This is a genomic window from Nitratireductor alexandrii (genome assembly GCF_004000215.1).
In the GTDB taxonomy this organism is placed as follows: Bacteria; Pseudomonadota; Alphaproteobacteria; order Rhizobiales; family Rhizobiaceae; genus Mangrovimarina; species Mangrovimarina alexandrii.
Window position 1 is genome coordinate 346,355 of the sequence record NZ_RBVY01000002.1, and the last position, 22,114, is coordinate 368,468.

Below are 22,114 nucleotides of genomic sequence, written 5' to 3' on the forward strand. Positions count from 1 at the left end.
ACAGGCATGGCATGAACCACGACGCATACGACAACGCCTATATCGCCGATATTCTCAACGCGGTGAAATCCGTCGCCATCGTCGGCGCCTCGGCCAACGATGTCAGACCGTCCTTTTTCGTGACCAAATATCTGATCGACAAGGGTTACACGGTCTTCCCGGTCAATCCCGGCAAGGCCGGCGGCACCATTCTCGGTCGGCCGGTTTTTGCACGGCTCACCGACATTCCCGAGCCGATCGACATGGTCGACATTTTTCGCGCCAGCGATGCCGTGCCCGGCCTCGTCGAGGAGGCGCTTGCGCTTAACCCGTTGCCGAAAGTGATCTGGATGCAGCTCACCGTACGTCACGATGAGGCCGCCGCGCGCGCGGAGGCGGCCGGCATCAAGGTGGTGATGGATCGCTGTCCGAAGATCGAATATGCGCGACTTTCCGGCGAAATCGGCTGGAACGGTGTCAACAGCCGGGTGATTTCGGCCAAAAAACCGCTGATGCGCGACGGCTACCAGAGTTTTGGCATCGTCAAGCGATAGTGCGCCAGCCTTGCGGCGCGGGGCGGCAGGGGCGTAGTTTCCGGCAATCCGCACCAAGGCTTACACGCATGAATCATGCACGCCACTATACCACGCTTCTGGAGGCCGCACGGCGCCATGCGCGTCGCCCCGACGAAGCAGAAGACATTGTCCAGGAGGTGCTTCTCTCCGCCTTTGCGGTCGGTCGGATCGACATGTCGAAGCCGGAAAACCGGCGATGGATCGCCGGGGCGATCCGCAACCGCGCCGCGTTTGACGCGCGCAGCGCCATGCGGCGAAAAATCCGCGAGAGGCAATGGCAGCAGCAAGCCGAGCCGGCGCATGATGATGCCGGGACCGACGCGCCCATTCCGTCCGCCCTGCCGAAATCGCTGCGCGTCGTCGCCGCGCTGGCGCTGTCGGGCCACACACGGCGCGAGATCGCCTACCTGCTCGGGCTCACCGACACTGCGGTGCGCCAGCGCGTCTCGGCGCTCAGAAAGGCGCTCGCACAAAGCGGCAGCCGGCTGCCGGGCGGACTGCCCGGTCTCAGCCTCGATCTGCCGTACGGACGCATAAGGCAGGGATTGCGGCCCTATCTGGCGCGTAACAACGGTGATTTCGCCAGCCATGATCCGGACGGGCACATTTTTCTGATACGGCGCTCACAAAAGTCGCGGGCGCGGCAACGATAGGCGTATCACGTCACCAACAAGGAACTCCCGAACATGCTGCCCAAACCGCATCGCGCTTCGATCGTCTTCTACGTCTCGGATATCGTCCGCACGGAAGCTTTCTACAACGACGTCCTCGGGCTGGGGTTGGTCCGGCAGGAGGGGGCCGAGCCCTTCTGGCTGCAAGGCACGCTGGATAGCGGTCTCGACATGGTCTTTTTCGAGATGGAGGCCAGTCGCGGCAACACGCCGGCGCTGGTCTTCGACCTCGAGGACGGCGGCATCGACGACATCGTCGCAGCGCTCGCCGAACAGGGAGTAACCATCGTGACCCCGGTCGAAGAGGCGCCCGGGGGATGGAGCGCCGACTTTCAAGACCCCGACGGCTTCGGTCTCGGCCTCTACCAGGCGGCCGAAAAGCCCCGTTCGCGAAAATAGTCAACCGAAAGGGCGGCTTGCGGCGACGGGTTTGATCCCGGATGCTCACGTGCCACGCAAATTTCTGCTTTGCCAAGCCGCCCTCCCTTTGCGATGTATGGCGCGCACATCCATTCAGGGAGATAGTAAATGGTTCAGCGCACGCCCGGATTCGACACACTTGCCATCCATGCCGGCGCGCAGCCGGATCCGGCAACCGGCGCGCGCGCCACGCCGATCTACCAGACCACCTCCTTCGTCTTCGACGACGTCGACCACGCCGCCTCCTTGTTCGGGCTGAAGGCGTTCGGCAACATCTACACCCGCATCATGAACCCGACCCAGGCCGTGCTCGAGGAGCGCATCGCCGCGCTCGAAGGCGGCACCGCCGCGCTCGCCACCGCCTCCGGCCACGCCGCCCAGTTGCTGGTGTTCCACACCCTCATGCGGCCGGGCGACAATTTCGTTTCCGCCAACAAGCTTTATGGCGGCTCCATCAACCAGTTCGGCCACGCCTTCAAGAATTTCGGCTGGGAAGTGCGCTGGGCCGATACCGACGAGCCGGAAAGCTTTGACGGCCTGATCGACGACAAGACGCGGGCGATCTTCGTCGAAAGCCTGGCCAATCCCGGCGGCAAGTTCGTCGATCTGGAAAAGATCGGCGACATTGCGCGCAAGCACGGCCTGCCGCTGATCGTCGACAACACCATGGCCTCGCCCTACCTGCTGCGGCCGATCGAACACGGCGCCGACATCGTCGTGCATTCCCTGACCAAGTTCATGGGCGGCCACGGCAATTCCATGGGCGGGGCGATCGTCGACGGCGGCACGTTCGACTGGTCCAAATCCGGCAATTACCCGATGCTGTCGGAACCGCGGCCGGAATATGCTGGCATGGTGCTGCACGAAACGTTCGGTAATTTCGCCTTCGCGATCGCCTGCCGGGTGCTCGGCTTGCGCGATTTTGGGCCGTCGATCTCGCCCTTCAACGCGTTCTTGCTGCTGCAGGGCATCGAGACGCTGGCGTTGCGGATGCAGCGTCACTGCGACAACGCCCTGAAGGTTGCCGAATGGCTGGAAAAACACCCGCTGGTCGACTGGGTATCCTATCCGGGCCTGCCGTCCGACCCCAATCATGCGCTGATGAAGAAATATTCGCCCAAGGGCGCCGGCGCAGTGTTTACCTTCGGGCTGAAGGGCGGTTTCGACGCCGGCGTGAAAGTGGTCGAAAATGTCGAGCTGTTCTCGCACCTGGCCAATATCGGCGACGTTCGCTCGCTGATCATCCATCCGGCTTCGACCACGCACAAGCAATTGTCGGACGAACAGCAGACCGCCGCCGGCGCAGGCCCCGACGTGGTGCGGCTTTCGATCGGCATCGAGGACGCCGACGACATCATTGCCGATCTCGACCAGGCGTTCGCCAAGGCCGGCTGACCGCAAGGAGAAAAGGACCGGCGGCGTTCGTCGCCGGTCATGCAGGCCGACTGCGATGCCGTCGGCGCAAGATGTTGCCGGAAAGCCCGTCGATGGCCGGGAAGATTGCGCGCGAAGGGTCCATCGCGCAAATTCTTGCAAGTTTTCCCCTTGATCCCCGTTTTCCACAGGTGGTCAAACCTTGTCGCGCCCGCGCGGCAGGCGTAGCGTGAGGTCATCTCAGGTGCTTGGACGTCCCGCCCGGACCGCGGGGAAAACCGAAAGGCAAACCTGAGCCCGTGCTGGCCCGGATGGGACGGCGGGGCGACCCGCCAGACGATGCGGAGCCAGGGTCCCGCGGACCCGCTGAAAGCGGTCTGGAACGCGGAAAGCGGAACCGATGCTGCCGTGAAGGCCGGTCAAGTCCTTCGATGGCGTGCTTGCAGGTCCTTGTGGGCTGCGGGCGGGTTTCGGGAAGGGAAATCCTTCGGGAAACGCCGTTGCCGAAATCGTCCGGTTCAGCGGTACCGCTTGGCGGATGGTCTTCGGACCAGAGGCAAGATGAACGCTGATCCGAACAGGGAGGCACTGGGAGCGATCCCAGTGCTTTCCTTGTCTGCGGACCGGCTTGGCCCGTTCAAGGGCTCGTTCTGTCTCGGATCGGGACGTCGTCGGCCGCGCTCCGTGCGTCTTTTGCCCGCTGAACTCCTGCTCCGATCCATTGTCTACGCCGCGCTCAACCTGTCGTGCGACACGGCGTTGCGCTTGAGACGGGCCGGTTGCGCGGGGGCGGCGTGTCGGTCGGCCCGGAGCGCTTGGACAGCAGAAAAATCCCGACGCCGATCAGAAGGGCGGCCGGCAGCAGGCCTTGCGGCACGCTCTCGTCCAGAACCAAGATCGCCACCGCAGCGCCGCTGATTGCGCCCACCGAGCCGATTTGGCTGAGATAGACCGGGCCGGCGACTTTTTGCAGCACGAAATAAAGCAGATACATCGCCGAAAACGTCGCGATCTGGGCAGCCAGCGTGCCGAGCACGGCCGGCGTTGCCGGGAGCGAAAGCGGGATCGTGGCGGCCAGGCTTGCAAGGCCAAGCAGCAAGGCCGCGCCCAATAACATGCCTGGCGCCAATGACAGCGAACCAGCGCCCTGCGGCCAACGCATGGTGCGGTAAATATTGCCGGCGGCGATGATGACCGGGGCCAGCAGCGTCGCCGCGATCCATATCGGCGCGCTGTCGCCGCTCATCGTCTTGGCGGCGGCGAGGATCACGACGCCGACCAGGGCCGCCAGGATGCCCGCGCCGCGCACCGTGCGGAACCGTTCCAGGCCGAACGCGATCGCCAGCGCATAGGTATAGAGCGGCGGAAACGCGAAGGAGATTGCGGCGAACCCGGCGCCGACATGCGGCACGGCCGAAAAGATCAAAAAATTCGGCAGCGCCAGGCTGAGCAGGCCCGACATGAAAAAATATTCGCCGGTGCGGCGGCCTGCGCGTGGCAACTGGCCGGCGAGCGCGGCGGCCGCGGCCAGCACCAGGCCGGCGCCGAGCGTGGACCAAAACAGCAAGGCGAAGGGCGTCGCGCCGGCTGCCGTCGCGAGCTTGACCAGATTGGCCGTCAGGCCGATGAACAGGCCAACGACGACCAGCAGGCCGAACGCGAGCAGCGGGGCTGAGCGGGGTGTGGCGGGAGGGGGCATGGCGTGTGGTCCGGTTCTGCTCGCTATCGATTGACATTTATCTTTGTATCAAGATACTTTTCGTCAAGTCAAATAGGAGAGAAAAGATTGGATCGCGTCACTCTCGCCATCGCGCAATGGCAGCGCGAACGTCCCGATCTCGATACCCTGCCGATGGCGGTTCTCGGCCGGATCGCGATCGCCGCCCGCGCGATCGCGCGCGATCATCTCGACCCGGTTTTCGCCCGGTTCGGGCTCCAGGCCGGCGATTTCGACGTGCTGGCGACCCTGCGCCGCGCCGGCCCGCCCTATGCGCTGAGCCCGACCGAGCTCTATACGGCCACCATGGTCACCTCTGGCACCATGACCAGCCGGCTCGACCGGTTGGAAGGCAAGGGTTTGATCGCCCGCGCGCCCGACCCGCGCGACCGCCGCGCCCTGCAAGCGGGCCTGACCGAAAAGGGCAGGGCGCTGATCGACGAGGCGGTGAGCGCCCATGTCGAGAACGAGGCCAGGGTCGTTGCGGCCCTCAGCCGCGCCGAGCAGGAGGAACTCGACGCCCTGCTTGCCAAATTGCTGGCAGGTCTTCCCGAAAGGTGAACGGCGCTAAAAGCGTACGTTCAGCCGCTCCAGACCGTGGAAATGATAGATGTCGCGATAGCGCGGCGTCTCGGCCAGCCGGAGGCCGGGCAGCCGGTCGAACAGCACCTTGAGCCCGACCTGGAGCTCGAGCCGGGCGAGCGGCGCGCCGATGCAGAAATGAATGCCGGCCCCGAAGGTAACGTTCTTCTGGTCGGTGCGCGCCGGGTCGAAGCGGCGCGGCGCCGAAAAGGCGGCAGGATCGCAATTGGCCGCCCCCAGCAGCAGACCGATCCGCTCGCCCGGTTCCACCGTGATGCCGGGCTCGATCTCCACCGTCTCGTAGGCGTAGCGGGTAAACATGTGCAGCGGCGCGTCGATCCGCAGGCATTCCTCGACCGTGGCCGCTGTTGTATCCGGCGTTTCGAAAAAACGGCGCGGATCGCCGCCCTCGGCCAGCAGCGTGCGCACCGCATTGCCGGTCTGGTGCACGGTCGCCTCGTGGCCGGCGTTCAACAACAGGATCACCGACGAGATCAATTCGTCCTCGTCGAGCTGCTCGCCGTCCGCGCTGGCCTCGATCAACAGGCTCAAGAGATCGTCGCCCGGTGCCTCGCGCCGCTCGCGGACATAGCCGCGCAGGAAGGCGGCGAAATCGCGTGCCGCGCGGTTGGCCTCCTCTTCGGTCCGGCGGTCCTGGGTCAGCGTGTACATGGCCACCATCCGGTTCGACCACGCAACCAGCCGGTCGCCCATCTCGACCGGTACGCCCAGCATCTCCGCGATCACCGTCACCGGGATCGGGGTGGCGAAGGCGGGGAGCAGATCGGCTTCGCCGTCGGCCTCGAAACGGTCGATCAGCGTATGCGCGAGCTGCTCGACGCGCGGGCGCAGCCGTTCGACCTGGCGCGAGACGAAGGCGCGGTTGACCAGCTTGCGCAGCCTTGTGTGTGCCGGTGGTTCCAACTCCAGCAGCGAGCGTGCCTCAACCGCATCGAAATCGGCGAGATGGGCGCGTTCGTCGCCGACGATCGCCGGCGGTCCCCAGCGGTTTTCGCGTCCGAAGCGCCGGTCGCGCAGCAGCCGGTTGACCGCGTCGAAGCCGGCAAAGCACCAGAACCCGTATTCCTGCCAGTAAAAGGCCGGCATATGGGCGTGCAGCCAGCCATAGGCCCCGTACGGATCCTGGACGAAGGCGGGGTCGCGTGGCGAAAGCGATAGCCGGCGCTGGGTCAGGTCGGCGCCGGCGACAAGGGCGGTCTCAAGGCTCATCCCCACCCCATAGCCCAGCTCCGCCATTCGGCGCCATGTTTGTGTTGTGGTCCAGAGCTCGGCGCGCGCATGCCCGGCGATCGGTTCTGGCGACCGGTCTATGGGGCGATCGTCGCGGCAAGCGAAGGCCACGCCTTCAAGAACGCTTCGCGGGTCCGGATGCCGGGCGAGCCGGATTGGCGCGTTTGGTCCTGGGCCAGACGGGCAAAGACCAGGCGACGCTCGCCGCGGACAGCCCAGCCGACGAACCAGCCAAAACCGCGTGCCCGGTCGAAACTGCCGTCCGCCTTGCGCGGGTAGGCGCCGCCCGTCTTGCCGGAAACGCGCCAGCCGCCGGTTTGGGTCGTCGCCACGATCCGCAGCGTCTTGTCCATTGCGGCCTGGCTGACGGGCAGGCGTCCGGTGACGAGCTTGCGCAGGAACGCCACCTGCTCCAGGGGCGAAATGGCCAGAGACGAGCTGATCCAGGCCCGTTCGAGCCCGTTATTCTTGCCGGGATCGCCGGAAAAATCGGCATTGCCGTAGCCGAAAGCGCGCGCATAACGTGTCAGCGCATCCTCGCCGAGCGCGTGCGTGATGCGTTGCGAATACCACACGACGGAATATTTCAGCCAGCGCGTCGGTTCCGTCGGCCGCCGCCAGTTTTCGCCGCCCCAGTCGGCCTCTCCCTCCCGGTAGGCGAGCACCGGCGCTTTCATGTCGGTCAGGAAGCCGGCGTCGAACCCGATCACGGCGAGCGCGACCTTGAACGTGGAAGCCGGCGTCGCACGTAGATCGCACGTGCCGTCTTCCAGCAGGCGCGCACCGGTGTCGGCATCGACGATCACCGTGCACAGTGTTTTTGCCGACGCCGTCGAAGGGACCAGGACCGCCAGCAGCGACAGGCAAAACAGGCATGAGCGGATCATCGAGGTCCTTTCCAAGGTTTGTTCGAAATAAGGACCGGGGGCGGGTTAAAGCCAAGTGAAGCGGGAGGTCGCGGCTTTCGCCGGGCCGCGTTTGCCGCTATCAGCGATCCAGATCGTGCTTGTCGGCGACAGGGCTGGCGGAGGCGCGGTCGGGGAGGCACGGATGCAGATCATCGTCGTCGGCGCCGGCATCGCCGGTTTGTGCACGGCCTGGGCGCTTGCCGCGCGCGGCCACGCCATCACCGTGCTCGAACAGGGGCAGATCCCCAATCCGCTTGCCGCCTCCGGCGACCATCACCGCATCATCCGCCGCGCCTATGGCTCGGTCAGCGGCTACGGCGATGCCATTACCGAGGCCTATGATGCCTGGGACGCGCTTTGGTCCGATCTCGGCCGCAACCATCTCGATCCGCGCGGGTTCCTGTGCGTGTCGCGCCAAAAGGGCGACGAGGCGGAGGATTTTCTCGAAGGCCTGAAGGCCGGCGGCTATCCGTTCGCGCTTTTCCAGCCGGACGAGGCGGCCGCGCGTTGGCCGTTTCTCGACGCGGGCGCGATCCGTTACGCCTATGCCTCGCCTGAGGGCGGGGCGCTGCACTGCCGGCGCATCGCCGCCGACCTGCTGGGCTGGCTGCGCGACAAAGGCGTCGATGTGCGCGAGCATACCCGTGTCGTCGCCGTTGACGAGGACAAAGGCCGCGTGCATCTGGCCGACGGTGGCACGCTCACCGCGCAGAAGGTGGTCGTCTGCGCCGGCGCCTGGGTGACCAAGCTTTTCCCCGATCTGGCCGGCTCGCTGGCCGTCTACCGCACGGCGGTCGTCTATCTCGACCCGCCCGCTGAACTGGCAGGCGCCTGGGCGGACGCACCCGTCGTGCTGGATGTCGGCGGGGCCACCGACGGCTACATCATCCCGCCCTCTGGCGATGGCGGGTTGAAATTCGGCTCCGGCCTGCACCGCTTCGCCTCGCCCGACGCCGACGCGCGGCGAACGCCCGAGGCCGGCGAGGGCGAGGCGATCCGCGACCTGTTCGCACCGCCGCTGACGCGCATCGCCGACTATCGGGTCTCCTTGGTCGTCACCTGCGCCTATACCTTTACCCCGGACGAGGCCTTCTTCGCCGCCGAGCGCGGCCGCTGCCTGGTGGTGTCGGCCTGTTCCGGCCACGGCTACAAGTTCGGCGCCTATGTCGGCCGTCGCGTGGCCGATCATGTCGAGCGGCCCGATTTCGCCCGTCTGCGCGCCGGGCTGCGGGCCGAGCCTGCGTAAACCATTCCGGCCGTTTCCCGGGGGCGCGGCGTACCCGGCCTTGCGAAAGCGGGACCGGGCCCCTTATCTAGCGCGGAGTGAGCCTTGCCGAATCAAGCCACCGGCGCAATCCAGCTACCGGAAGGGGGATACCTGATGAAAGACCCAGTCGAGACCGCGATGAACCTCGTTCCGATGGTTGTGGAGCAGACCAATCGTGGCGAACGAGCCTACGACATTTTCTCGCGGCTTCTGAAGGAGCGCATCATCTTCATCACCGGCCCGATCGAGGACGGCATGGCCACGCTGGTATGCGCCCAGCTTCTGTTTCTGGAGGCGGAAAACCCGAAGAAGGAAATCTCGCTCTACATCAACTCGCCCGGCGGCGTGGTGACGAGCGGCATGGCCATCTACGACACGATGGAGTTCATCAAGCCGGCGGTCTCCACGCTGTGCATCGGCCAGGCCGCCTCGATGGGCTCGCTCCTGCTGTGCGCCGGCCACAAGGACATGCGTTTCGCCACGCCCAATGCGCGCATCATGGTGCACCAGCCCTCAGGCGGCTTCCAGGGCCAGGCCTCAGACATCGAGCGTCACGCCCAGGACATCATCAAGCTCAAGCGCCGTCTCAACGAGGTCTATGTCAAGCACACGGGCCAGGACTACGAGACCATAGAACGGACCCTCGACCGCGACCATTTCATGACCGCGGAGGAGGCGCTCGAGTTCGGCCTTGTCGACAAGGTGATCGCCAGCCGCTCGGCGATCGAGACCGAGGCCAAGGACAAGCCTGAAGGCTGACCTGGCAGAGCGCGCGCCAAAGCGCGCGCCTGACGCAATTTTGAAACATCCTGCGGCAATTCTGTCACATTCGGGTGTTCCCTCCTGCGGGGGGAGGCCCTACGTTAAGCCTATGTTGAGTTTCGGGGGAATACCCTCGGGCGGGGTTTGGCGAGTTGTTGCCGCTTCGCGCAAAGTGTGTTTCGTAGTCGAACGGGGTAACGGGTGAGTTCGACAAGTCCTCCCGGTTTCCCAAAGACATATCCTCCTCGCCGGCGCTTGCCGGGAAGGACCGAAAAGGACTGAAGGCATGAGCAAGGTCAGCAGCAGCGGTGGCGGCGATTCCAAGAACACGCTCTATTGCTCGTTTTGCGGCAAAAGCCAGCATGAGGTTCGCAAGCTGATCGCCGGCCCGACCGTGTTCATCTGCGATGAATGCGTCGAGCTGTGCATGGACATCATCCGCGAGGAGAACAAGACCTCGATGGTGAAGTCGCGCGAGGGCGTACCGACCCCGCAGGAGATCATCGAGGTCCTGGACGACTACGTCATCGGACAGAGCCACGCCAAGCGCGTGCTGTCGGTCGCCGTGCACAATCATTACAAGCGCCTGGCCCACGCCTCCAAGGGCAACGACGTTGAACTGTCGAAGTCCAACATCCTGCTGATCGGACCCACCGGCTGCGGCAAGACGCTCTTGGCCCAGACCCTGGCGCGCATCATCGACGTGCCCTTCACCATGGCCGACGCCACCACGCTGACGGAGGCGGGTTATGTCGGCGAAGACGTGGAAAACATCATTCTGAAGCTTCTGCAGTCCGCCGACTACAATGTCGAGCGGGCCCAGCGCGGCATCGTCTATATCGACGAGATCGACAAGATTTCGCGCAAGTCGGACAATCCCTCCATCACCCGCGACGTGTCGGGCGAGGGCGTCCAGCAGGCGCTGTTGAAGATCATGGAAGGCACGGTCGCCGCCGTGCCTCCGCAGGGCGGCCGCAAACATCCGCAACAGGAATTTCTTCAGGTCGACACCGCCAACATCCTGTTCATCTGCGGCGGCGCCTTCGCCGGCCTCGACAAGATCATCTCCGACCGCGGCCGCAAGACCTCGATCGGTTTCGGCGCGGAAGTGGCCTCGCCGGAAGATCGCCGCTCGGGCGAGCTGTTCCGGCTGGTCGAGCCGGAAGACCTTTTGCGCTTCGGCCTGATCCCCGAATTCGTCGGCCGCTTGCCGGTGCTGGCGACGCTAGAGGATCTCGACGAAAAAGCATTGGTCCAGATCCTCAGCGAGCCCAAGAACGCGCTGGTCAAGCAGTACCAGCGCCTATTCGAGATGGAAAATGTCGAGCTGACCTTCCATGAATCGGCCTTGCTCGCCATCGCCCGCAAGGCGATCGAGCGCAAAACCGGCGCGCGCGGCCTGCGCTCGATCATGGAATCGATCCTGCTCGACACGATGTTCGAGCTGCCGGCCCTGGAAGGCGTTCAGGAAGTCGTGATCTCGGAGGACGTGGTGACCGGCAAGGCCCGGCCGCTCTACATCTACGCCGAGCCGAAAAAGGAAAAGGCCAACGCCAGCGCCTGACCGATCGGTGGCGGCTCGTGCCGCCGTTTCGGCCTCCAGACCGGGCCTAAAGGGTGGCGCGTACGCGCCGTCGGACCGCAATGGTTCGTGCCGTTTTCGTACCTTTTGCGTTTGTCGTGGCGCCGCAGTGCTTGGGTGGCCGGCCGCCCTTGATCTTTGACTGCCGGGCCTCCAACTAAGATAGGACGAGACGGCGCCTCATCCGACCGTGCTTGGGCTTCGCGTGGCGCGAAGCAGAGATAGGCGGAACGGGTCGGTGCCGTTACAATGGGATTCGCGGTTGGCTTAAGGGTGGCCGCGGAATGAAAGGCAAGACTATGACCACAGCCCCAGCGCCCACCGGCTCTGCCCCCGGCGGTGTTTACGCCGTCCTCCCCCTGCGCGACATCGTGGTGTTCCCGCACATGATCGTGCCGCTTTTCGTCGGACGCGAAAAGTCCATCAAGGCGCTCGAAGACGTGATGGGCGCTGACAAGCAGATATTGCTCGCAACCCAGATGAATGCCGCCGATGACGATCCCGCACCCGACGCGATCTACGAGGTCGGCACGCTTGCGAACGTGTTGCAGCTTCTCAAACTGCCCGACGGCACCGTGAAGGTGCTGGTGGAGGGCGCCTCGCGCGCGCGCATCACCGAATTCACCGATCGCGGCGACTTCCACGAGGTTCGCGCCGAAATGCTGGCCGAGCCCGAGGAAGAAGAGGTTGAGATCGAGGCGCTGGCGCGCTCGGTGGTCGCCGACTTCGAAAATTACGTCAAGCTGAACAAGAAGATCTCGCCCGAAGTGGTTGGCGCCGCCAGCCAGATCGAGGATTATTCCAAGCTTGCCGACACGATCGCGTCGCATCTGGCCATCAAGATCCCCGAAAAGCAGGAAATGCTGGCAACGCTTGCCGTGCGCGAGCGCCTGGAAAAGGCGATGGGCTTCATGGAGGCCGAGATTTCGGTGCTCCAGGTCGAAAAGCGCATCCGCAGCCGCGTCAAGCGCCAGATGGAGAAGACGCAGCGCGAATATTACCTCAACGAGCAGATGAAGGCGATCCAGAAGGAGCTCGGCGAGGGCGAGGACGGCCGCGACGAGATGGCCGAGCTCGAGGAGCGCATCAAGAAGACCAAGCTGTCGAAGGAAGCGCGCGAGAAGGCGAGCGCGGAGCTGAAGAAGCTGCGCACCATGTCGCCGATGTCGGCCGAGGCCACCGTCGTGCGCAACTATCTCGATTGGCTGCTGTCGATCCCGTGGGGCAAGAACTCCCGCGTCAAGCAGGATCTGCATTTCGCCCAGGAGGTGCTCGACACCGATCATTACGGGCTTGAGAAGGTCAAGGAGCGGATTGTCGAATATCTCGCCGTGCAGAGCCGGCAGAAGAAGCTCAAGGGTCCGATTCTGTGCCTCGTCGGCCCGCCCGGCGTCGGCAAGACCTCGCTTGGCAAGTCGATCGCCAAGGCGACCGGTCGTGAGTTCATCCGCATGGCGCTCGGCGGCGTGCGCGACGAGGCCGAAATCCGCGGCCATCGCCGCACCTATATCGGCTCGATGCCCGGCAAGGTCATCCAGTCGATGAAGAAGGCGAAGAAGTCCAACCCGCTTTTCCTGCTCGACGAGATCGACAAGATGGGCATGGATTTCCGCGGCGATCCGTCTTCGGCCCTGCTGGAGGTGCTCGATCCCGAGCAGAATTCGACCTTCATGGACCACTATCTGGAGGTCGAATACGATCTGTCGAGCGTGATGTTCGTGACCACAGCCAACACGCTCAACATCCCGCCGGCCTTGATGGATCGCATGGAGATCATCCGTATCGCCGGTTACACTGAGGATGAGAAGGTCGAGATCGCCAAGCGCCACCTGTTGCCCAAGGCGATCCGCGATCACGCGCTGCAGCCGAAGGAGTTTTCGGTCGACGACGAGGCCATCCGCCTGACGATCCGCACCTATACGCGGGAAGCCGGCGTGCGCAATCTCGAGCGCGAACTGATGAAGCTCGCCCGCAAGGCTGTAACCGAGATCCTCAAGACCGACGCGAAATCGGTCGAGGTGACATCGGACAATCTCGCCGACTATCTCGGTGTGCCGCGCTACCGGTTCGGTCAGGCCGAGGGTGAGGATCAGATCGGTGTGGTCACAGGCCTCGCCTGGACCGAGGTTGGCGGCGAGCTGTTGACGATCGAAGGCGTGATGATGCCCGGCAAGGGCAAGATGACCGTGACCGGCAATCTGCGCGACGTCATGAAGGAATCGATCTCGGCCGCGGCGTCTTATGTGCGCTCGCGTGCGGTCGATTTCGGCGTCGAGCCGCCTGTTTTCGACAAGCGCGACATCCACGTCCACGTGCCGGAAGGCGCAACGCCCAAGGACGGTCCGTCGGCGGGGGTGGCCATGGTCACGGCGATCGTGTCGGTGCTGACCGGCATTCCGGTGCGCAAGGAGGTTGCCATGACCGGCGAGATCACCCTGCGCGGCCACGTGCTGCCGATCGGCGGGCTCAAGGAAAAGCTTCTGGCGGCCCTGCGCGGCGGCATCAAGAAGGTGCTGATCCCGGAGGAAAACGCCAAGGACCTGGCCGAGATCCCCGACAACGTCAAAAGCGGTCTGGAGATCATTCCGGTCGCCCGCGTCGGCGAGGTGCTCGAGCATGCGCTCATGAAGATGCCCGAGCCGATCGAATGGACCGAGCCGGCCGAACCCGCGGAGGCGGCCAAGGCCAAGGCCGACGAGGCGGGTGCGCAGAACCTGGCGCATTAGTCCTCGCCGCCGAGGCGACTGTAGAACAAGGAAAGCCGGGCCCTCTTGCCCGGCTTTTCGTTGGAAAACGATCGAAAAACCCCGCAAATGCGGTCTTTAGCCGATTTGCTGCTTGGTTGGGGCCTTACTTGTCACTAGAGTTCGGGCGCGGCGGGTTGAGTCGCCATAAATGCGGTTTTTGAACGAATGAGGATTTCATGAACAAGAACGAACTCGTATCGGCCGTGGCCGAGGCGGCGAACCTCTCCAAGGGAGACGCGCAATCGGCCGTCGAAGCCGTATTCTCGGTGATCACCGGCGAACTGAAAAATGGCGGTGACGTCCGTCTGATCGGCTTCGGCAATTTCGAAGTGTCCCGGCGCGAGGCGTCCACCGGACGCAATCCGCAGACCGGCCAGCCGGTTCAGATTCCGGCCCGCAACGTCCCGAAATTCTCGGCCGGCAAAGGCCTCAAGGACGCCGTCAACAGCTAGGCTTTTGCGGCGCGGCGTCCGCCGGAAAGCCCGCCGAGCAGCGGATGCCGGGAGCGGGGTGGAGCCTGGTTGCTTCTCGTCGGTTTTGTCGGGGGACGATCAATGAAGCCGGGCACGTCCCGGCTTCATTCATTGTGGGGGTCTGATGACAGAGCCCGGGCTTCGGAGGCTGTGTCGAGCGCACGCCAGCCTCCGTCTCCCACGGCCTCCAGCAGCGGTGTTTCAAACGCGCCGCGCACCCGTCGGCAAAGACCGGCTTCGAGCGTTTCAAGCTCGGCCTGCCAGCGTGCGGTCTGAAGCATGGCATAGGCGAGCACGACCGGCCTTGTTCCTGCCTTGCCGAGCAGCTTGACCACGGCCGCCGTGGAGCGGCCGGTCGAGATCGCGTCGTCGACGACCGCGACCCGCCTGCCTTGCAGAAGTGGCAGCAGGCGCGGATCGAGATAGAGATTTCGCGTGTGTCCCGGACTGGTGATCGAGGCGAGCGGTTCCGAGAGCGCGTCATCATACCAGAATTTCCGCGAGGTTCCGAGCGCGACCATGCGGCTGTGGCCGAGGCCGCGCGCCACCGCGTGGGCGAGCGGCAGGCCGAGGGTCGGCACGCCGACGACGATCTCGGGCTTGAACGGGCGTATGGCGTCGATCATGTGCCCGGCCAGCGCCTCCTCGACGACAAAACTCGCCTGATTGACGATTAGCGAAGCCACCGCGAGCCGGCTTTTGCCGGGCAGGGGGCGGATCGGCAGCGCGATCTGGCACCCGTCGGGCAATACCGCCGGATAAAGCGTGTCGTGGCGCGTCTGCGCCTTGCAGGCAAAAAAGCCCGGCGGATAGAGTTCCTGCCAGAATTCGTGCGGTTTCAGTGGCAATCGCGTCCTTTCTGTTGCAAAAAAAGACCTCGAAACAAGGTTTTGCGCGGCGCGACCGGGTCGGCCCACGGCGGATGGAGTTTAGGGATGACGGGAGCGGAAAACCATGCCGGCGAGGACGAAATCGCCTTTCTCACCCGCTTGAGGCGCGATCTCCACGCCCATCCGGAACTCGGTTTCGAGGAGGAGCGCACCAGTGCACTCGTTCGCCGCATCCTGAACGAGGCGGGTCTGGCGGTTCACGCCGGCCTGGGCGGGACCGGTGTCGTCGGCACGTTGTCGCGCGGTGCGGGCGGGCGGCGTATCGCCTTGCGCGCCGACATGGACGCACTTGCCATGGGCGAGGCGGCAACGGCCGACGAGCGACCCTACCGTTCGACGATCGAAGGGCGGATGCATGCGTGCGGCCATGACGGGCATACGGTCATGCTGCTGGGGGCGGCGCGTGCGCTTGCAAACCATCCCGATCTTGCCGGCACCGTGCATTTCGTCTTCCAGCCGGCCGAGGAGGGCCGGGGCGGTGCCAAGGCGATGATCGAGGACGGGTTCTTCGATCGCTTTCCGGTCGATGCCGTCTACGGCCTGCACAACATGCCGGGGCTTGCCACCGATCAGATCGCGGCGGTCGAAGGCCCGCAACTGGCCAGTTCCGACCGCTGGACGCTGACCTTCCGGGGCAAGGGCACGCATGGCGCCAAGCCGCATTTCGGACGCGACGCCGTCACCGCCGCCGGCCATTTCCTGTCAGCGGTCCAATCGATCGTGGCGCGCCGTGTCGACCCGTTGCAGCCGGCCGTGGTCAGTGCCTGCGCGCTTTCGGCCGGCGATTTCGACGCCCTTAACGTCATTCCCGACGAAGTGCGTATCGGCGGCACCACCCGCGCCTACACGCCGGAGACCCGCGACCTGCTCGAGGAAGAGATCGGCGTGTTCGCGCGCGGCGTCGCGTCGATGTTCGGCATCGAGGTCGATTACCGCTACATCAGGCAGATCCCGCCGGTGATGAACGATCCCGAAACGACGCGGCGTGCCCGGCGTGCGGCCGAACTGGCGCTGGGTGCCGGGCGGATCGTGAATACCTTCGCCCCGTCGACGGCCGGCGACGACTTTGCGCATTTTTCCGCCGTGGTGCCGGGCGCCTATGTCTGGCTCGGCAACGGACCGGCCGAAAACGATGCGCTCCATCACAACAGCCGCTACGATTTCAACGACGCCGCGATTGCCTCCGGCGTCGCCTTTTGGACCCGGCTGGTGGAAATCGAACTGGCAGCCGACTGAGCCCGCCTCAGCGTTTCCCAAGCATGTCGGCAAGCAGCGCCAGCGCCTGGTCGGCGTCGACGCGCAGCGCCACCGTCACGCTGGGCGCGTCCACCTCGCCGGGCGCCAGCGCGCCGGCGTCAGGTCCTTCGCCGGTATCGACCGACAGGGTGAGGTCTTCGCAGTCGAACAGGTCGGGGCGGAGCGCGAACAGCATCACGCAGGGATCGTGCAACGGCCGGCTGGTGCCGCCCGTCGTGGTGGTGAAATAGGCCTCGATCAGGTCGGCGGAGGCGGTTGCTGCCGTGGTGGAGGCCGCGCGCAGCGACGCCACATAGGCGCGCGCGGCGCGCACGCGGCGTGTCACGTCGAGCGGGATCAGCGTCACCGGTAGGCCGCTGCCGAGCACGGCCGCCGCCGCCTCAGGATCGGCGGCCAGGTTGAATTCCGAGCGCGGCCCGATATTGCCGGGCTCGTCGATGGCGCCACCCATTGCGATGATGCGGCCGACGCGCTGGGCCGTGTCCGGCCGGTCTCGCAGCAAAAGCGCCAGATTGGTCAGCGGCCCGAGCGCCAGGATATCGAGCGTGCCGGGCGCAGCCGCGTCCAGCGTGGCTGCGATCCAGCCGGCGGCGTCGGCGCCGGCCGGTGGCGCATGGGGTTCGGGAAACGGCACTCCACCGAGCCCGTCGCGACCATGAATCTCGGCGGTATCAAAACCCTTGCGCGCCAGCGGCTCGGCCGCCCCGGCGATCACCGGAATGTCGCCGCGCCCGGCCAGCGCCAAGATGCGGCCGGCATTGCGCGTGGTGGTCTCGATGCCGATATTGCCGGCGACCGTCGTCACGCCGCGAATGTCGAAGGCGGGTGCGGCGAGGGCGGTCAGGATGGCGATCGCGTCGTCGATGCCGGGGTCGGTATCGATGACGACCGGCCGGGGCGCGGTGTCGTTCACGCTCTTTCGGTCTCCGTTGCGGCAAAGGCGGCAAGGATGCGCGCCCAGGAGCGGATGCCCTTGTGGTAGCTCGACAGGTCGTATTTTTCGTTCGGGCTGTGGATACGGTTGTCGAACTTCGCAAAGCCGACCAGCAGCGAATCCATGCCGAGCCGGTCCTTGAAGACGGTCGCGATCGGGATCGAACCGCCAGTGCCGGCGACCGCCGCCTCGCAGTTCCATTCCTCGGACAGTGCCCCGAGCGCCTTTTGCAGCAACGGGCTGTCGATGGGCATCACGGTGGCCGAACTGCCGCCATGGACCACGAAATCGACGCTGCAATCCTCCGGCACATGCGCACGCACATGGGCGCGGAAGGCCGCGCGGATTTTTTCGGGGTCCTGGCCGGCAACCAGGCGGAAAGAAATCTTGGCGTGTGCCTCGGCCGGGATGACGGTCTTGAAGCCGTCGCCCGTATAGCCGCCCCACAGGCCGTTAATCTCGCAGGACGGTCGCGCCCAGACCTGTTCCAGCACCGAATAGCCGGTCTCGCCGGCCGGGATGGACAGGCCGATATCCTTCAAAAACCCCTCCTCGTCGAAGGGAAGCCGTTTCCAGCGCGCCGCCACGTCGGCCGGCAGCGGTTTGACGCCGTCATAAAATCCGTCCAGCGTGACGCTGCCGTCCGGCGCGCGAAGCGTGGCGATCGCCTCCGACAGGACCTGCAGCGGGTTGCGGGCGGCATTGCCGAACATGCCCGAATGCAGGTCGCGGCTGGCGCAGCGCACCGTCACTTCTTCCTGCACAATGCCGCGCAGCATGGTGGTGATCGCCGGGGTCTTGTCGTCCCACATGTCGGTATCGCACACCAGCATGACATCGGCCTTCAACTCCGCGCCGGCCTCGTCGAGGAACGGCCCGAGACTGGCGCTGCCGGATTCCTCCTCGCCCTCGAACAGCATCGACACCTGGATCGGCAAGGCGCCCGCCACCGCCTGCCAGGCGCGGCAGGCTTCCACGAAGGTCAGCAACTGCCCCTTGTCGTCGGAGGCGCCGCGCGCGACGATATGGGTGTCGCCATTGTCCTGCGGCACCAGCGTCGGCTCGAACGGGTCCGAATTCCAAAGCGGCAGCGGATCGACCGGCTGCACGTCGTAATGGCCGTAGAACAGCACATGCGGCCCCGGCCTCGCCGGCGCGTGGCCGACCACCATCGGATGTCCCCGGGTCGGCCGCGCCGACGCCTCAAAACCAATCTCGGCGAGCGCGCCCGCAAGCCAGTCGGCCGCACGCCGGCAGTCGTCGGCATAGGCCGGGTCGGTGGAAACCGAGGGGATGCGGATCAACTGGAAAAGCCGTTCCAGGCTCTGGTCCAGATTGGCGTCGATATGCGCGAGAACGGCATCGAGTTGTTCGGTCGGGGCGGGCATTGTCGTCTCCTGTCGATTGCGGGTCGCGTCGGCGATCCATGCCGGACGGGCTGGCCAAGCGCAATGCCGGCGCCCGGCCAGCGGGCCGGCTTGTCGTGGTCCAGGTTCAGCCGCCGGCGTCGATCCGCGTCATCTCGGCCTTGAAGCGCGTGGCCACCTGCAGCGCGTCGCGCAAGACCTGCTTGCGTTCGAGCGTCAGCACGGTGCGGTCGCGCATCAGCCACGATCCGGCCACCATGACGTCGCGCACATCATCCGGCATGGCCGAAAATACCAGCGTTGCATAGGGATCGTAGACCGGCTGCAGGCGCGGGGCCGTCATGTCGATGCGGATCAGGTCCGCCTGCTTGCCATGCTCCAGCGTGCCGATGTGTGCATCGAGGCCGAGCACGCGCGCGCCCTCGACCGTGGCCATGCGGATCACGTCCACACCGGGCATCGGCTTGCGGCTGTGGCCGAGAAGCTTCTGGAACATTGTGACCGGCGCGAACTGTGAGAACAGGTCGAGCGTGTTGCCGCTCATCGGCCCGTCGGTGGCGATCCCGACCGGCAGGCCGGCCGCCCGCATCGCCTCCACCGGCGCGATGCCGCGGCCGGCCTTGGCGTTGGAGCGCGCATTGTGGGCAACGCAGACTTCGGCGCGCGCCATCTTCTCGATGTCGCTTTGCGACACGTGCAGGCAATGGGCGCAGATCAACCCTTTGCGCAGCAACCCGGCTTTCTCGACCAATTCGACCGGACGAAGCCCGTGATTCTTGGCGCACCAGTCCATTTCCGAATCCATCTCGGCCAGATGGATCTGCACCGGCACGTCGGGGTGGGCGTCGGCCCAGCGCGCGACCCGGTTCATGACCGCGATATCGGTCGAATAGGGCGCATGCGGCGCAATCGAGGCGATCACCCGCGGATGGCCGGTAAATTCGGCCACAAGGTCTTCGGTCAACGCGAAGCCGGCGTCGATGGTGGTGTGGTCGGGCGGGTCGAAATCGGCGATCGTCTGGCCGACGACGCCGCGCATGCCGGCCTGGTCGATCACACGGCCGACCTCGGTTTCGAAATAGTACATGTCCGCCACCGTGGTGACGCCGCCGGCGATCAGCTCCAGCGCGGCGAGCCTTGTGCCGGCCCGCACCATCTCCGGTGTGACGAATTTGCGTTCCAGCGGCAGCACGTAACGATAGAGCCGGTCGTCGACATCTTCGCCGAGGCCGCGAAACAACGTCATCGCCATATGGCAATGGGGGTTGACCATGCCTGGCATGACGATGTCGCCATCGACGTCGAACGTTTCGGCGCCGTCGATGGCGGGCGCTGGGCCGGCGCCCGTCGCGGTGATCGTCTCGCCCTCGATCTGCACAAACCCGTTCTCGATCACCGGCATCTCCGGCGTGCAGGGCAGCAGCGTGGCGTTGGTGATCAGCAGGGTCATGAGTGGTCCCGGTCGGGTTGGGGCATGTCAGGTGAAGGCATCAACGGGCTGTTCTCGGCCATCACTCCGCGTCGAGCACGCAGCACTGGTCGGGCACCGGCACCAGCCGCGCCGGATTGCCGGGTTCCAGCGGTGTCGACAGCGCCCCGTTGGCGATCAGACGCCCGGTTTCGGTCTCGCATTGATACTGGTAGGCGCGCCCGAGATAGGTGCGCAGCCCCAGCTTGGCGGGAATGCCCGGCGCGTTCGGGTCGGCGCTGACGGACAGCCCGTCTGGCCGCGTCGCCAGCACGAACCGGTCGGGGATGTCGCCGAACCGGGCCTGGCTGAGCTCGAGCCGGGTGCCGCCGGCCGCCTCGGCCGTCATCTGGTCGCCCTCGCGCGCCACGACGCGCATCGCGATCAGGTTTTCGAAGCCGACGAAACGCGCGACGAAGGCGTTGGCCGGCCGCTGATAGAGATTTTCGGGCGTGTCGAACTGCATCAGGCGCCCGGCATTCATGATCGCCACCCGGTCGGAGATCGAGAACGCTTCCTCCTGGTCGTGGGTCACGTAGACCGATGTGGTGCCGTTGGCGCGCTGCAACTGGCGGATCTCCACCCGCATGTCGACCCTGAGCTTGGCATCGAGATTGGATAGCGGTTCGTCGAACATCAAAAGCGGCGGTTCGATGACGAGCGCGCGCGCCAGCGCCACACGTTGCTTCTGGCCGCCCGACAGCGCACCGGGCAGGCGGTCCGACAGCCCCGACAGGCCGACGCGTTCGAGCATGGCCTGTGCCTTGCCGTTGCGTTCGCTCGAGCCGACGCCGCGCTGCTTGAGCCCGAAGGCGACATTGTCGAGCACGCTCAGATGCGGAAACAGGGCGTAGTTCTGGAACACCAGCCCGATGTCGCGCCGATAGGCCGGCAGCCGGGTCAGGTCGCGGCCACCGAGCGTGATCCGGCCCGCTGTCGGTTCCAGGAAGCCGGCAATCAGGCGCAGCGTGGTCGTCTTGCCGCAACCCGACGCACCGAGCAGCGAAACCAGTTCGCCGGCTGCCACCGATAGCGACAGGTCCTCCAGCACCTTGGTGGTGCCGTAATGGGCGGTGACGTTTTCGACGGAAAGCGGCTGGGTCATCGTGTCTACTTTGTCAGGAAGGTCAGGCCGAGCGTGCGTTCCACGATCGCCATCACGGCGACGGTCAGCACCATCAGCAAAACGGATACGGAAGCGATCGTGGGGTCGAAGAACTGCTCGACATGGGCGAGAATCTGAATCGGCAGCGTGGAGATGCCTGGCCCGGTCAGAAACAGCGAGGTCGACACATCGTTGATCGAGGTGATGAAGGCCAGGATGAAGGCGGCGATCACGCCCGAGCGCACATTCGGCAGCACGATGGTGAAAAAGGTCTTTGCCGGCCGGCTGCCGAGGCTGATCGCGGCCTCCTCGATCGAGAAGTCGAACGAGGACAGGCTGGCCGAGATCACCCGCACGCAATAGGGCAGCACGATCAGCGTATGGCCGATCAGAAGCGACAGGAAGATCGGCAGCGAAGCGCCGACGGCAACGGATTTCAGCAAGGAAAAACCAAGCACGATCTCCGGCACCAGGATTGGCAGCACGAACACCGTCGACAGCCAGGACGGCAGCTGGATGCGGTGGCGGTTGAGTGCGTAGGCGGCGGGTATCCCGACCAGTAGCGCCAGGCCTGTGGCCAAAAAGGCGAGCTGCATGCTGGTCACGATGGTACGGCGGAAGGCGCTGATCTCGAAAATATTCTCGAACCACCTGAAGGTCAGGCCCTGCGGCGGAAACGTCAGATAGGAGGTGTCGCTGAGGGCCGCGCCGATCACGATGATCAGCGGCCCGACCAGGAAGATATAGACCACCGCCGCGAAGGCGACGAGAGAGCGGGGCATGGA

At 65.3% G+C, this 22,114-nt stretch carries 20 protein-coding genes; 11 read left to right on the forward strand and 9 right to left on the reverse strand.

The window, feature by feature from the left end; translation table 11 throughout:
- The first annotated feature begins 11 nt into the window (after window positions 1–11).
- From EP380_RS05375 to EP380_RS05390, 4 genes are all read left to right on the forward strand, one after another.
- Window positions 12–533 (forward strand): CoA-binding protein, encoded by a 522-nt coding sequence (locus tag EP380_RS05375; RefSeq protein WP_127597203.1) that lies wholly within the window; start codon window positions 12–14, stop codon window positions 531–533.
- A 68-nt stretch (window positions 534–601) separates the two neighbouring features.
- Window positions 602–1,207: an RNA polymerase sigma factor gene (locus tag EP380_RS05380; RefSeq protein WP_127597205.1), complete on the forward strand. Its 606-nt coding sequence runs from the start codon at window positions 602–604 to the stop codon at window positions 1,205–1,207.
- 33 nt (window positions 1,208–1,240) lie between these two features.
- Complete coding sequence (locus tag EP380_RS05385) at window positions 1,241–1,624, forward strand: VOC family protein (RefSeq protein WP_106569877.1); 384 nt, start codon at window positions 1,241–1,243, stop codon at window positions 1,622–1,624.
- A 129-nt stretch (window positions 1,625–1,753) separates the two neighbouring features.
- Window positions 1,754–3,040, forward strand: coding sequence for an O-acetylhomoserine aminocarboxypropyltransferase (locus EP380_RS05390; protein WP_106569876.1), 1,287 nt, complete (start codon window positions 1,754–1,756; stop codon window positions 3,038–3,040).
- 715 nt (window positions 3,041–3,755) lie between these two features.
- Here the strand turns inward: EP380_RS05390 and EP380_RS05395 are convergent.
- Window positions 3,756–4,718 carry a DMT family transporter gene (locus tag EP380_RS05395; protein ID WP_127597207.1) on the reverse strand — a complete coding sequence of 321 codons (963 nt, stop codon included), beginning with the start codon at window positions 4,716–4,718 and terminating at the stop codon, window positions 3,756–3,758.
- Window positions 4,719–4,805: 87 nt separating this feature from the next.
- On the opposite strand from EP380_RS05395, the gene EP380_RS05400 reads away from it, so the two are divergent.
- A complete protein-coding gene (locus tag EP380_RS05400; RefSeq protein WP_106569874.1) occupies window positions 4,806–5,297 on the forward strand; it encodes a MarR family winged helix-turn-helix transcriptional regulator in 492 nt (163 codons plus the stop codon).
- A 6-nt stretch (window positions 5,298–5,303) separates the two neighbouring features.
- On the opposite strand, the gene EP380_RS05405 is transcribed toward EP380_RS05400, so the two are convergent.
- Window positions 5,304–6,548, reverse strand: a complete 1,245-nt coding sequence (locus EP380_RS05405) for a cytochrome P450 (RefSeq protein ID WP_127597209.1) — start codon at window positions 6,546–6,548, stop codon at window positions 5,304–5,306.
- 98 nt (window positions 6,549–6,646) lie between these two features.
- Window positions 6,647–7,456 (reverse strand): class D beta-lactamase, encoded by an 810-nt coding sequence (gene blaOXA / locus EP380_RS05410; protein WP_127597212.1) that lies wholly within the window; start codon window positions 7,454–7,456, stop codon window positions 6,647–6,649.
- 163 nt (window positions 7,457–7,619) lie between these two features.
- On the opposite strand from blaOXA, the gene EP380_RS05415 reads away from it, so the two are divergent.
- The 5 genes from EP380_RS05415 to EP380_RS05435 all read left to right on the forward strand — a co-directional run bounded on the left by EP380_RS05415 (window position 7,620) and on the right by EP380_RS05435 (window position 14,287).
- Window positions 7,620–8,723, forward strand: a complete 1,104-nt coding sequence (locus EP380_RS05415) for an NAD(P)/FAD-dependent oxidoreductase (protein ID WP_127597215.1) — start codon at window positions 7,620–7,622, stop codon at window positions 8,721–8,723.
- Between the two features lie 135 nt (window positions 8,724–8,858).
- The gene (locus EP380_RS05420; RefSeq protein WP_106569872.1) at window positions 8,859–9,503 is read left to right on the forward strand and encodes an ATP-dependent Clp protease proteolytic subunit; all 645 of its coding nucleotides are present in this window, start codon (window positions 8,859–8,861) and stop codon (window positions 9,501–9,503) included.
- Between the two features lie 289 nt (window positions 9,504–9,792).
- Window positions 9,793–11,070: an ATP-dependent Clp protease ATP-binding subunit ClpX gene (gene clpX / locus EP380_RS05425; RefSeq protein WP_106569871.1), complete on the forward strand. Its 1,278-nt coding sequence runs from the start codon at window positions 9,793–9,795 to the stop codon at window positions 11,068–11,070.
- Window positions 11,071–11,387: 317 nt separating this feature from the next.
- Entirely contained in the window at window positions 11,388–13,814 is a 2,427-nt protein-coding gene (gene lon, locus EP380_RS05430; protein WP_106569870.1) for an endopeptidase La, read from the forward strand.
- A 197-nt stretch (window positions 13,815–14,011) separates the two neighbouring features.
- Window positions 14,012–14,287, forward strand: coding sequence for an HU family DNA-binding protein (locus EP380_RS05435; RefSeq protein WP_106569869.1), 276 nt, complete (start codon window positions 14,012–14,014; stop codon window positions 14,285–14,287).
- A gap of 125 nt (window positions 14,288–14,412) precedes the next feature.
- Here the strand turns inward: EP380_RS05435 and EP380_RS05440 are convergent, their stop codons facing one another.
- On the reverse strand, window positions 14,413–15,156 hold the full coding sequence (locus EP380_RS05440) for a phosphoribosyltransferase (RefSeq protein WP_127597217.1): 744 nt from the start codon (window positions 15,154–15,156) through the stop codon (window positions 14,413–14,415).
- A gap of 87 nt (window positions 15,157–15,243) precedes the next feature.
- Between EP380_RS05440 and EP380_RS05445 the strand changes: the two genes are divergently transcribed.
- Complete coding sequence (locus tag EP380_RS05445) at window positions 15,244–16,434, forward strand: amidohydrolase (protein WP_127597220.1); 1,191 nt, start codon at window positions 15,244–15,246, stop codon at window positions 16,432–16,434.
- 7 nt (window positions 16,435–16,441) lie between these two features.
- On the opposite strand, the gene EP380_RS05450 is transcribed toward EP380_RS05445, so the two are convergent.
- The 5 genes from EP380_RS05450 to EP380_RS05470 form a co-directional block, all read right to left on the reverse strand.
- Window positions 16,442–17,368: a nucleoside hydrolase gene (locus EP380_RS05450; protein WP_127597222.1), complete on the reverse strand. Its 927-nt coding sequence runs from the start codon at window positions 17,366–17,368 to the stop codon at window positions 16,442–16,444.
- Window positions 17,365–18,777: a dipeptidase gene (locus tag EP380_RS05455; RefSeq protein WP_127597224.1), complete on the reverse strand. Its 1,413-nt coding sequence runs from the start codon at window positions 18,775–18,777 to the stop codon at window positions 17,365–17,367. The genes EP380_RS05450 and EP380_RS05455 overlap by 4 nt, the downstream gene beginning before the upstream one ends.
- A 106-nt stretch (window positions 18,778–18,883) precedes the next feature.
- Entirely contained in the window at window positions 18,884–20,206 is a 1,323-nt protein-coding gene (locus EP380_RS05460) for an amidohydrolase family protein (RefSeq protein WP_127597226.1), read from the reverse strand.
- Window positions 20,207–20,267: 61 nt separating this feature from the next.
- The gene (locus EP380_RS05465) at window positions 20,268–21,329 is read right to left on the reverse strand and encodes an ABC transporter ATP-binding protein (RefSeq protein ID WP_127597228.1); all 1,062 of its coding nucleotides are present in this window, start codon (window positions 21,327–21,329) and stop codon (window positions 20,268–20,270) included.
- 5 nt (window positions 21,330–21,334) lie between these two features.
- On the reverse strand, window positions 21,335–22,111 hold the full coding sequence (locus EP380_RS05470) for an ABC transporter permease (RefSeq protein ID WP_238719741.1): 777 nt from the start codon (window positions 22,109–22,111) through the stop codon (window positions 21,335–21,337).
- Window positions 22,112–22,114 lie beyond the last annotated feature (3 nt).